Here is an 11,581-nt window from a genome sequence, read left to right on the forward strand (position 1 = left end):
CGGCGGAGCACGCCGCCGGGAAGAATCAAAAGACGCCGAGCACGACGCAGGCGATCGTCATCACGATCGACGCGCCGAACAACAGCGGAAACGTGAATTTCTGGTGCTCGGCGAGCTCGATCCCGCACAGGCCGACGACGAGGAACGTCGCCGGCGTGAGCGGGCTGACCGGGAACCCCGTCGTCATCTGGCCGAGCAGCGCGGCCTGCCCGACCTGCACGGCCGGCACGCCGAGCTGCCCGGCCACTTCGGCGATCACGGGCAGCACGCCGAAGTAGAACGAATCGGGATCGAACAGCATGCTGAGCGGCATCGACGCGAGGCCGAGCGCGACCGGAATGTGGCCGGCCATCGACGGCGGCACGAAGCCGACCGCCGCCTGCGCCATCGCCTTCAGCATCCCGCTGCCCTGCATGATCCCGGTGAACACGCCGGCCGCGAGCAGGATGCCGGCCATCATCAGCGCCGCCCGCGCATGCGCGTCGATGCGCTTCCGCTGCATGTCGACGTCGGGGTAATTCACCATCAGCGCGATGCACAGCCCGACCATGAACATGATCGCGGGCGGAATCTTCTCGCCCATCACGACCATCGTGCCGAGCACGACGAGCGTCAGCACGAGGTTGAACCAGAACAGATGCGGCCGACGCAGCGCCTGCTCGTCGGCCGTCAATTCGCGCCTGGGCAGCGGGATCGACGCATCGTCGCGCGACAGGCCGAGCCGCTTCTCCTCGCGCCGCCCGAGCCAGTACGCGACGCCGAACACGAACACGAGCCCGATCGCCTGCACCGGAATCAGCGGATTAAACAGCGCCGACACCGGCAGGTGCAGCGACGCGGACGCGCGAATCATCGGCCCCGTCCACGGCAGGAAGTTGATGCCCGCGGCCATCGACACGGCGGCGGCCAGCACGCGCCGGTCCATCTTCAGCCGGTCGTACAGCGGCAGCACGGCCGGAATCGTCACGAGAAAGCAGACGGCGCCCGAGCCGTCGAGGTGGATCAGCAGCGCGAGCAGCGTCGTGCCCATCACGATGCGCGTCGGCCGCGTGCCGACCGCGCGCAGGATCCGGTCGATGATCGGGTCGAGCGTGCCGGCATCGGTGATCGTCCCGAAATAGAGGATCGCGAACACGAACATCGCGACCACGGGCGCGAGACCCTTCAGCCCGTCGATGACGAACTTGCTGGTGTGCAGCCCGAAGCCGCCGATCAGCGACGCGGCGATCGGCACGATGATCAGCGCGACGAGCGGCGACATCCGCTTCGACAGAATCGCGGCCAGCAGCACGACGATCGTGCCAAGCCCGAGTAACGGCAGCATCCGTGTCTCCTACCTTGTCTTTTGTTGGAGACGAGCGTAAGGTCGGCGCAGCGATAGCACAATTGAAATGATTTGATTGTAGCAATCACGAATCGTTATGGATCTGAATCTTCGGGACATTCGCGCGTTCGTCACCGTCGCGCACGCCGGCAACTTCACGCGCGCGGCCGCGCGGCTGCACCTGTCGCAGCCGGCGCTGACCGTGCAGATCCGCCGGCTCGAGGAAATCGTCGGCGCGCGCCTGTTCGACCGCAACAGCCGCAGCGTCGCGCTCACGCAGACCGGGCGCGAGTTGCTGCCGCTGTTGCAACGCTCGCTCGACGACATGGAGCGCGTGCTGCGCGATGCGCGCGCGCTCGGCGAAGGCGCGAGCGGCACGGTGCGGCTCGCGTGCCTGCCGACCTTCGCATCGAGCATGCTGCCGGAGTTGATCCAGTCGTTCCGGCGCGACGTGCCGCGCGCGGGCTTCGAGATCCGCGACGGCGTCGCGAGCCTCGTCACCGCGCTCGTGCGCAACGAGGATGCCGATCTCGGGCTGACCGGCGGCGACACGTTCGATGCGTCGTTGGAAGTGCTGTATGTGGGCGCGGACCGGCTCGTCGCCGTGTGCCCGAAGGATCATCCGCTCGCGCGCAAGCGCCGCGTCGGCACCGCCGACGTCGCCGGCGTGCCGCTCGTGCTCACCGCGCAGGGCACGAGCGTGCGCAGCGTCGTCGATGCCGCGCTGGAAGCGGCCGGCTGCACGGCCGACATCGCGTGCGAGCCGACCTACATGATGACGGCCGTCGCGATGGTGCGCGGCGGCCTCGGCGTGACGATCCTGCCCGCGACCGCCCGCGATGTGCGCGCCGAGCCCGATCTGGTCGCGAAGCCGATCGACGATCCCGCGTTCGTGCGGCCGATCGCGCTCGTCGTCAAGCGCGGGCGCACGCTGCCGCGCGTCGCGCAGGCGTTCGCCGACCTCATGCTGGCGGAATTGAAAAAGCGCACGTGAAGCGCGGTTCCCACATCGGGACGGTTCGCGCGTCGCTTACTTACCGCGCGTCCGGGTCGACGTGCAGCGATTCGCCGATCGCATAGAAATTGCCGCCCGCGATGTAGTGCAGGCTGCGCAGCGCGGGATCGGCCGATTCGAAATACCAGTGGCCGTCGCGGAACACGCGCGTGTCGGACCACGCGGCGACCACCTCGCCGATGAACAGGTCGTAGGTCTGCTGGTTGTGCGGCTCCGGAATCAGCCTGCACGCGAGCCAGCCCGAGCAGCCGGCGACGAACGGCAGGTCGTGACCGTCGACGTCGAACAGCGTGACGCCCGCCTCGCGCAGCTTGTCGGGCCGCTCGGCCAGACTGTGGCTGCCGACCGCATGCGTGAGCCGCAGTTGCGCGGCCGTCGGCACCTGGATCACGAACGTGCCGCTGCGCTCGACGAGCTCGCGCGTCTTCGCGGATTTGTCGAGCACGACCGTCAGCTTCGGCGGCAGGAAATCCAGCGCGCACGCCCACGCGGCGGCCATCACGTTGTCGACGCCGTCGTGGCGGGCCGACACGAGCACGGTCGGGCCGTGATTGAGGAGACGGTAGGCTTTGTTGAGCGCCACCGGCGCGATGTGACTGTTCATACGGGCTCCCTGGAGAACGGCGCGCACGGACGGATGCCGTGCGGCGCGGCGCCGGCCGTCGCACCCGCGCGCGGCAGGATCCGAGGCCGCATTCTCGCACCCGATTTCGGTCGGCGCAGGCGCCGCGGCAAGTCACTTCGCGAACAGTTGGCCGATGTCGCGAAACGCCTTGAATTCGAGCGCATTGCCGCACGGATCGAACAGGAACATCGTCGCCTGTTCGCCGACCTGCCCCTGGAACCGCACGTACGGCTCGATCACGAACGTCACGCCGAACGAACGCAGCCGCTCGGCCAGCGCCTCCCAGCTTGCCCAGTCGAGCACGATCCCGAAATGCGGCACCGGCACGTCGTGACCGTCGACCGCATTCGTATGCGCGCTTTCCTGCGACGCGGTTTTCGGGTGTTCGTGGATCACGAGCTGATGGCCGTAGAAGTTGAAGTCGACCCACTGCGCGCTCGAGCGCCCCTCTTCCAGCCCGAACACGCGGCCGTAGAAATCGCGCGCGGCCGGCAGGTCGTGGACGGGAATCGCCAGGTGAAACGGGGAAAGACTCATGATGGCCTCGTGAAGGAGCGCTCGCAGGGCGCGAGGACGGCACCATGGTAGACAAGCCCGGACAAAAATTAAATCAATATAAAATTGGCTGATTCACAAACGGAATTGATGAATGATCCGCGAACTGAAAACCCTCGTCGCCGTCGCCCGAGAAGGCACCTTTGCCGCCGCCGGCAACCGTATCGGGCTCACGCAGGCGGCCGTGAGCGCGCAGATGCAGCGCCTCGAAGCCGAACTCGGCTTCGCGCTGTTCGACCGGCAAGGGCGATCGGCCCGGCTCAACGAGCGGGGCCATCACGTGCTCGACCAGGCGCAGACGCTGATCGGCCTGTACGAGAACCTGAGTTCGACCGCGGCCGGCTCGCCGGACGCCGTGCGCGTGACGATCGGCGCGATCGCATCGGTGCAGAGCGCGCTGCTGCCGGCCGCGCTGGCCGATTTCCATCGCCGGCACCCCGCATGCCGCACGCGCGTGATACCGGGGCTGTCGATCGAGCTGGTCAACCGGGTCGACGCGGGCGAGATCGACATGGCCGCGATCATCCGGCCGCCGTTTGCGCTGCAGAGCGACCTGCACTGGACGACGCTCGCACAGGAACCGTTCCGGCTGATTGTGCCGCGCGGCGTCAAAGGCAAGGACTGGGCCGCCCTGCTCGCGAGCGAGCCGTTCGTGCGCTACGATCGCGCGTCGTTCGGCGGCCGCCAGGTCGACCGCTTTCTGCGCAAGATGCACATCGCGGTGCGCGACACCTGCGAACTCGATGAGCTCGACGCGATCGTCAAGCTGGTCGAGAACGGCGTCGGCGTCGCGATCGTGCCGCAGACCGCCGTGTATCGCCGCTGGCCGGCCGGCGTGCGCGCGATCGACCTCGGGCATCACACGTTCCATCGCGACATCGGCCTCGTGCATCGCGCGCGGCGCACGATGTCGGAACCCGCGCAAACGCTGGCGCAACTGATCGAGGCGGCGTCGCGGCGACGCTCGCCGCCGCAAGCCGCGTGATCGACACGTGGCGGCTCGGCGCCGAATGGCAAGCAGCGATGCCGTCCACCCGACGCGAATCGCACGCCTTTATCACACTCATTCCGACTGAGCCAATTCAATCCATTAAATAACGATTTGACGAAACGTTAACAATGTTGGGAATGAGGCAATTCGCCCGAAAACTACCTCGAATTATCACTCGACACGCAAAACTCAACGACACCCCACCCAAACTCGGCCCCCTATTGATACGCAACGATCAATAATCCAAATCCCTCAATGATGAATTTCATAAAACAGGCCTGTCTGCCCCAGGCCACAATGGAGAATTTCATTTTTGCGGTTTTATCGCGGCTCTGTAGTCTCCTGCCATTCCGGATCACGAACCCACACCAATGCGCAAGGAGATGACATGAAACGCACGACCCTCTCGCTGATTTCGCTCGCGTCGTTCGCGGCGATGCCCGTCGCGCATGCACAGTCGAGCGTCACGCTGTACGGCGTGATCGACACGTCGATCACCTATGTGAACCATGCGCAAGGCAAGGACAACGCGTGGATGCTCGGCAACAGCAGCGCGGGCAACCTCGCCGGCAGCCGCTGGGGCGTGAAAGGCACCGAGGATCTCGGCGGCGGGCTGAAGGCGCTGTTCCAGCTGGAGAACGGCTTCGACCCGAGCAACGGCCGGCTGGGCCAGGGCAACCGCCTGTTCGGCCGGCAGGCCTTCGTCGGGCTGGCGAGCGACCGCTACGGCACACTCACGTTCGGCCGCCAATACGACCCGCTCATCGATCTCGTGCAGGGCATCACCGCCGACAACTATCTGGGCAGCGCATTCGCGACGCCGGGCGACGTCGACAACTACGACAACAGCTTCCGCGTCGACAACGCGGTGAAGTACACGTCGGCCGTCTATTCGGGCCTGCAGTTCGCGGCGATGTATTCGTTCGGCGGCATCGCCGGCAGCACCGGCGCCGCGCAGTCGTACTCGGCCGCCGTGTCGTACAACAACGGGCCGTTCAGCGTCGCGGGCGGCTACTTCCACGCGACCAACAGCCCCGCGTCGAGCGGCGTGCGCAACGGCTGGACGAGCTCGTCGGACGGCACGTTCGACGGCCCGATCAACAACGGCTACGCGAGCGCCCATTCGATCGGCATCGCGCGCATCGCGGGCCAGTACGTCGCCGGCCCGTTCACGTTCGGCGTCGGCTACAGCAACGCGCAGTACCGCCGCGACGCCAGCTCGGTGTTCGGCTCGAACGAGCACTACAACACGGGGCAAGGCTTCGTGAACTACCAGGCGACGAATGCGCTGCTCGTCGGCGTCGGCTACAGCTACACGCGCTCGGGCGGCGACACGTCGGCGACCTATCACCAGGTATCGGCCGGGGCCGACTACAACCTGTCGAAGCGCACCGACGTCTACCTGACCGCCGCGTACCAGCACGCGAGCGGCCAGACCGGCGACGGCAAGGGCGGCTCGATGGCCGCGCAGGCATCGATCGGCTCGTACGGTTATGCGGGCACGAGCTCGCAGACGATGGTCAACCTCGGCCTGCGTCACCGTTTCTGATCGCGATACGGCAGGACGGCCGGCCGCGCGCGGCGCGACCGGCCGAATCCGCATTGCGCAAACGGCGGCTTCGGCCGCCGATTTTTTATCGCTTTCCATCGCCCCGCCAACGGCCCCCGGCCGATTGTCCCTGTCGCGCCGCTTATCGCCGGCTTTACCACGCAGCTGACGCAGCACGTCAGGTTTCCGTCGCCGCCGTTGCATTCGCATGCGCGCAATTTCCGGCCATTTTTACCGATCATGCATCGTCCCGGCCGCTGATCCGGCGCGATAAAAATGCCCGGCGAACGCGCGGGCAAATGCAAAGGAAAGTTTGACGCGAACCATTTGCCCGCCTGCTATGGCACACTTCGCGTCTGCGTAATTTCCTTGCACCGGGCGGCCGGATTCCGCCCCATCCTGCCATGCCGCGTCATACTTCTCGCCCGCTCGGTCGCGCCACGCTGACCATCGCCTCGACGATCGCGCTCTCCTGCGCGCTCTGCGGCGTCGCGCGGGCCGACTGCCTGGACGACGCGGCCGCATTCCAGCACGTGAGCGTCAGCCTGATGCGCGGCATCGCGCAGGTCGAATCGGGAATGAATCCGAACGCGATCAACACCAATACCAACGGCACGGTCGACATCGGGCTGATGCAGATCAACAGCACGTGGCTGCCGACGCTCGCGCGCGAAGGCATCACGCGGGAAAGCCTGTTCGATGCGTGCACGAACGCGTATGTCGGCGCGTGGATCCTGTCGCAGAACATCCGCCAGCTCGGCCCCAACTGGAACGCGATCGGCGCGTACAACTCCGCGTCGCCCGACAAGCGCCTCGCGTATGCGCGCAAGGTCTATGATGCAATCCGGACCATGCCGGATTCGCCGGATACTCCCATGCCCATCCTTCCACCGTCCTTCACGCCGCCGCAACAGGCGCAGACGTACAACCCGTTCGCGAGCCTGAGCGTGTCGGCGCCGCCCGTCACGCGCGCACGCACGATATCGCCGGCCTCGCCGCCTCCGCCGCCGCAGGGTGGCCCCGCCGGCCCGGCCGGTACGTACAACTTCGGATGGACGGTCACCGGCGCCGACCAGGCCAAGCCGACCCAGGTGTTCGACGACGGTGCGCGGGTCTACGTGCAGTTCAGCGACATGAAGCACGTGCCGGCGATCTTCACCGAAACGTCGGCCGGGCGCGTGCTGATGTCGTGGGAGCTGCAGTTTCCGTATGCCGTCGTGACGCGTCCCGCGCAAACGTTGATCTTCCAGCTCGGGCCGTTCGAAGCGCGCGCGCAGCGGGGGGCGGCGGCCGCCGGCATGACCGCGCAGGCCGGGACGGCGGGCACGGCAACGGCCGGGGCATCGAAGAAATCGGCCAGTGCGGCCGCGAACGCGGCGACGAACGCGGCGCCCAATACGGCAGCGAAACGCACGGCCTCGGCCGATGCGCTGTGGTACGTGAATACGCCATCGACGTCGGGCACGGCGGCGGCCTCGCCTTCGACCGCGAATATTCCCGCCACGCTGCCGACGGCCATCACGTCGAACACGCCGCCGCCCGCGCCGGCTCAGGCACCGGCCGCTCAGCCGTCGCGCGCCAGCGCGGACGCGCTGTGGTACATCTCGAAGTGACGCGCGTCCGACCGCACGCGCATCGCAGCGATCATGGGCCCGCGGTCGGCCGCGGTTCGGGCGCGTTCATGTCGTCCACCCGTTGCAGCTCGGCCGTGCCGTTCTGCCTGAAATACACGCGCAGATAACGCGACGTCGACGATTCCGGCTGCGGAATCGTCACACGGCCTCACCCGCGCCGCACCCAGATCACCTTGCCGTCGCGAATGCCGAGATTGCGGCGCTCCTCGCGATAGTCCATCGTGCCCGGCAACGACTTGCCGTCGCGCTCGAGCACGCGCCACAGGCAACCGTCGAGCAGCGCGGCCGCATCGGTTTCGGTCTTGCCGACCAGCGCGTCGTCCGGCGTGGCGTCCGCCTTGCACGCCGGCGCGGCGCCCGGCTGCGCGGGAATCGTCGCCGCGCCGCCGGCGGTGGCGTTGCGGTGCTGCGTGTTCATGTCTGCACATCCTGCAAAAGTTGCGCTCGCAACGAGTGCGACGAGCATCGCGATCGTGTTCTTCATTGGTTTCTCCTTCTCTCGGCCCGGCGGTCCATGTGCGGCATTCGTGCACGACCGGGCACCGCATGCGTGATCGGTTCCGCACGCTGCCGGCCGTTTCCTGACGGAGCCGGCCCGCGAACGGCGGCCGTTTTCGACCTGGCCGAGCCGTCTCGGCGCACCTGCGTCGCGGGCCGGCCTGACGCCGGACCCGAGCGCATGTTACCGCACGCGGTTCGCGGCGACCGCGCGACGCCGACGCAACGCATGCGCCCGGCACACGCCGGCCCGCGTCGGCATCCGTTCAGAACTTGTAGGTGACGCCCGCGATGCCGTAGTAGTTGCTGCGCGACTGCACGATCGGGCTGTCGCCCGCGCGGCCGAGCAGCCGCGTCACGCCGCCGGTCGCGAGCACCGACCAGTGCCGCGACAGCGTCCAGTTCCATGCCACCGCCATCGACGCGCTGTCGATCCCGCCGCTCGCCGAATACGGCCGGAAGCGGCTCGTCAGCGACTGTGCATCGGTCACGCCGTAGAAGGTCTGCATGTAGCGTCCCGTGCCCGCGTGCACGGTGCCCGTCACGATGATCTCGTGCCGCGACGTCTTGAGCACCGGCACCGCGAGATCCACGTGCCCCGACACGCCGCGCGACGTGTGCGTCACCGGCGTATCGATCGTGACGCTCAGTTCCGCCGCATCGAAGAACGTCACGCCGGCGCGCACGCCGACGAGCACCGAGCCCGGAATCCGCCCCATTCCCTTCAGGTAGTCGGAGCCCGGCAGATCGAAGCGGTTCTCGTCCGCGCGGCCCGCGTCATAGCCCACCGCCGCCGACACGAACGCACCGTGCGGCAGGTTCAGCCGGTAGCCGGCGCCCTGCGTGCTGTCGATGAAGAAGCCGTTGCCGAACGTGGCGGAAAACGACGGCGCGACGACGCCGCGATACTGGTTGCTGCCCGCGTAGCGCGGTGCGAACCCGCCGCCGAGCGACAACGCATACTGGTTTTCCGCGTGGGCGGCGGCGGCGAGGGTCAGGCCGGCGAGCGGCATGCAATAGCGGTAGCGTCGAAGTAATGGGCGCACAATATTGAGATAAGAGTGACGAAGCCGGCAGTCTAGGTGCCGCCCTGCGCCGAGACTGTCCCGAATGTGCGGCGAATCTGTGCGCAATTGTGTTCGATTGTTCGAGATTGTCTCCCCGCTGCCCCGCCGGCCGATCCGCCGGATAGAATTCGCGTGCCGCGTCGCGCACCAGCCTGCCGGGTGCGAAATGGCGCGTGCGCTCTGAGGAGACCATGAACGAAGTTCCGCTCAAATACCGTGTGCTGCTGATCGAGGACGACGATCGCCTCGCGCAGCTCGTCCGCGAATATCTCGACGGCTACGAATTCGCGGTGACGGTCGTGCGGCGCGGCGACCTCGCTGTCGCGGGCGTCCGCGAGCACCAGCCGGCCCTCGTGATACTCGACCTGATGCTGCCGAATCTCGACGGCATGGAAGTCTGCCGGCGCATCCGCGCGTTCACCAACGTCCCGGTGCTGATCCTGACGGCGCGCGCGGACGTGTACGACCAGGTCGCCGGGCTCGAGACCGGCGCCGACGACTACGTGACGAAGCCGATCGAGCCGCGCGTGCTCGTCGCACGCGCCCGCGCGCTGTTGCGCCGCGCGCAGCCGGCCGCGGTGGAAGCGCCGGCCGTCGCGCCCGACGCACTCGTATTCGGCGAACTCACGATCTCGCCGCCGAACCGCACCGTCACGTGGCGCGGCGAGCCGGTCGAGCTGAAGACCGCCGAATTCAATCTGCTGCTGATCCTCGCGCGCGCGGCCGGCACCGTGCTGAGCCGCGACGACATCCTGAAGCAGTTGCGCGGGATCGAATTCGACGGGCTCGACCGCTCGGTCGATTCCGGCATCTCGAAGCTGCGCCGCCGCTTCGAGGACGCTTCGTCGGAGCCGCACAAGATCAAGACGATCTGGGGTCGCGGCTACCTGTTCAGCCCTTCCGCATGGGACGAGTGAATGCTGCGCCCGCTACTCCGGTTGTATCTCGTCGTGATCCTGTTCGTCGGCGCGTCGATCATCTTCATCCAGCTGTCGTTCGACCGGATCTTCTACGAGCGCGGCGCGCAGGCTCAGCGCGACTCGCTGACGACCTACTCGTTCGTGCTGAACGACTATCTCGAACGCCATCCCGGCGCGCAGCGCGAGCTTGCGTTGCGCGAACTCGCGCTGCACGGCCGCGAAGGGTTCGGCTTCATGTCGATGGCCGACGCGCGTGCGCAATTGAGCGGCGCGCCGCTGCGCGATCTCGATGCCGGCCGGATCGCGATCAGCTACAACGGCAAGGATTACTACATGCCGCTCGCGGACGGCTCGGTGCTGCATGCGCGCCCGATCGAGGCGCCGGACCTCGACATCCGCATCTATGCGTACATGCTGCTCGCGCTCGCGACGCTGCTCGCGGTGGTGCTGTGGATTCACTATCACTGGCGCGACATTCGCCGGCTGCAGGATGCCGCGCGCGCGTTCGGCGCCGGGATGCTGTCGACGCGCGTGAAGCTGTCGGGCAAGTCGAACATCTACGAGCTGTCGCAGCAGTTCAACGACATGGCCGCGCGCATCGAGGCGTCGATCAAGCAGCAGCGCGAAATGATGCACGGCATCTCGCATGAACTGAAAACGCCGCTCGCCCGACTCGAATTCGGGCTCGCGCTGCTCGCCGACGCCGACGAAACGGGCCGGATGCGCGAGCGCCGCGACGCGCTGCGGCGCGACGTGCGCGAACTCGACGAGCTCGTCACCGAGCTGCTGACGATCGGCCGGCTCGAACAGGGGGCGAGCGAACTCGCGCCGATGGAAGTCGACGTCGACGCGCTGATCGACAGCGTCGCCGGCAACGTCGCGGACGACATCGCCGATCGCGGCATCGCGCTCGACGTGTCGACGCTCGATGCGCCCGCGACCCATGTCTGCGATCCGAAGCTCGTCGCCCGCGCGCTGCTGAACCTGATTCGCAACGGCGCGCGCTATGCGTCGCGCAAGGTCGTGCTGGCCGCCACGCGAGACCGGTCCGGCGCGCTCGTGCTGAGCGTCGACGACGACGGCCCCGGCATTCCGGCCGCCGAGCGTGCCCGCGTGTTCGAGCCGTTCCAGCGGCTGGACTCGAGCCGCGACCGGCAGACCGGCGGCTTCGGGCTCGGGCTCGCGATCGTGCGGCGCGTCGCGCAGGTGCACGGCGGCGACGTGCGGCTCGAGGATTCGCCGCTCGGCGGCGCGCGCTTCGTGATCACGCTGCCCGTGCGCGCGCTGCCGGACACGCTCTTCGACGTCGCGCAGGGCGCGGCGAGCACGCATGCCGACGCGCGGCGCCGCAGCGGCGCGGGTGCGGTCATCCCGCTTCGATAAAACACGCGGCGTGCGTCGGC

General features: G+C 67.7%; 12 protein-coding genes. 6 read left to right on the forward strand and 6 right to left on the reverse strand.

The features are described from left to right. Positions 1-25: 25 nt before the first annotated feature. Positions 26-1,324, reverse strand: a complete 1,299-nt coding sequence (locus KPB06_RS17945; protein WP_060011700.1) for a CitMHS family transporter — start codon at positions 1,322-1,324, stop codon at positions 26-28. Between the two features lie 97 nt (positions 1,325-1,421). Between KPB06_RS17945 and KPB06_RS17950 the strand changes: the two genes are divergently transcribed. Continuing rightward, on the forward strand, positions 1,422-2,318 hold the full coding sequence (locus KPB06_RS17950; protein WP_275906209.1) for a LysR family transcriptional regulator: 897 nt from the start codon (positions 1,422-1,424) through the stop codon (positions 2,316-2,318). A 40-nt stretch (positions 2,319-2,358) separates the two neighbouring features. On the opposite strand, the gene KPB06_RS17955 is transcribed toward KPB06_RS17950, so the two are convergent. Both KPB06_RS17955 and KPB06_RS17960 read right to left on the reverse strand, forming a co-directional pair. Next, complete coding sequence (locus tag KPB06_RS17955; protein ID WP_059640914.1) at positions 2,359-2,943, reverse strand: flavin reductase family protein; 585 nt, start codon at positions 2,941-2,943, stop codon at positions 2,359-2,361. 132 nt (positions 2,944-3,075) lie between these two features. Next, positions 3,076-3,501, reverse strand: a complete 426-nt coding sequence (locus KPB06_RS17960) for a VOC family protein (RefSeq protein ID WP_059573807.1) — start codon at positions 3,499-3,501, stop codon at positions 3,076-3,078. Between the two features lie 112 nt (positions 3,502-3,613). Between KPB06_RS17960 and KPB06_RS17965 the strand changes: the two genes are divergently transcribed. The 3 genes from KPB06_RS17965 to KPB06_RS17975 all read left to right on the forward strand — a co-directional run bounded on the left by KPB06_RS17965 (position 3,614) and on the right by KPB06_RS17975 (position 7,672). Further along, the gene (locus tag KPB06_RS17965) at positions 3,614-4,504 is read left to right on the forward strand and encodes a LysR family transcriptional regulator (RefSeq protein WP_060011692.1); all 891 of its coding nucleotides are present in this window, start codon (positions 3,614-3,616) and stop codon (positions 4,502-4,504) included. A gap of 394 nt (positions 4,505-4,898) precedes the next feature. After that, complete coding sequence (locus KPB06_RS17970) at positions 4,899-6,059, forward strand: porin (RefSeq protein WP_059640917.1); 1,161 nt, start codon at positions 4,899-4,901, stop codon at positions 6,057-6,059. Between the two features lie 404 nt (positions 6,060-6,463). Next, entirely contained in the window at positions 6,464-7,672 is a 1,209-nt protein-coding gene (locus KPB06_RS17975; RefSeq protein ID WP_104012286.1) for a lytic transglycosylase domain-containing protein, read from the forward strand. 31 nt (positions 7,673-7,703) lie between these two features. Here KPB06_RS17975 and KPB06_RS17980 read toward each other — a convergent pair whose 3' ends face one another. The 3 genes from KPB06_RS17980 to KPB06_RS17990 form a co-directional block, all read right to left on the reverse strand. Continuing rightward, positions 7,704-7,835, reverse strand: coding sequence for a hypothetical protein (locus KPB06_RS17980; protein ID WP_258048561.1), 132 nt, complete (start codon positions 7,833-7,835; stop codon positions 7,704-7,706). Between the two features lie 6 nt (positions 7,836-7,841). Beyond that, positions 7,842-8,177 (reverse strand): hypothetical protein, encoded by a 336-nt coding sequence (locus tag KPB06_RS17985; protein WP_059573811.1) that lies wholly within the window; start codon positions 8,175-8,177, stop codon positions 7,842-7,844. Positions 8,178-8,457: 280 nt separating this feature from the next. Then, entirely contained in the window at positions 8,458-9,204 is a 747-nt protein-coding gene (locus KPB06_RS17990; RefSeq protein WP_099316294.1) for a MipA/OmpV family protein, read from the reverse strand. A gap of 245 nt (positions 9,205-9,449) precedes the next feature. Here KPB06_RS17990 and KPB06_RS17995 point away from each other — a divergent pair, with 245 nt between their 5' ends. Together KPB06_RS17995 and KPB06_RS18000 are read left to right on the forward strand one after the other, a co-directional pair. Further along, entirely contained in the window at positions 9,450-10,175 is a 726-nt protein-coding gene (locus tag KPB06_RS17995) for a response regulator (RefSeq protein ID WP_059573813.1), read from the forward strand. Next, positions 10,176-11,561, forward strand: a complete 1,386-nt coding sequence (locus tag KPB06_RS18000) for an ATP-binding protein (protein ID WP_104012287.1) — start codon at positions 10,176-10,178, stop codon at positions 11,559-11,561. Positions 11,562-11,581: the final 20 nt, after the last annotated feature.

The organism is Burkholderia semiarida, assembly GCF_029268935.1.
GTDB lineage: Bacteria > Pseudomonadota > Gammaproteobacteria > Burkholderiales > Burkholderiaceae > Burkholderia > Burkholderia semiarida.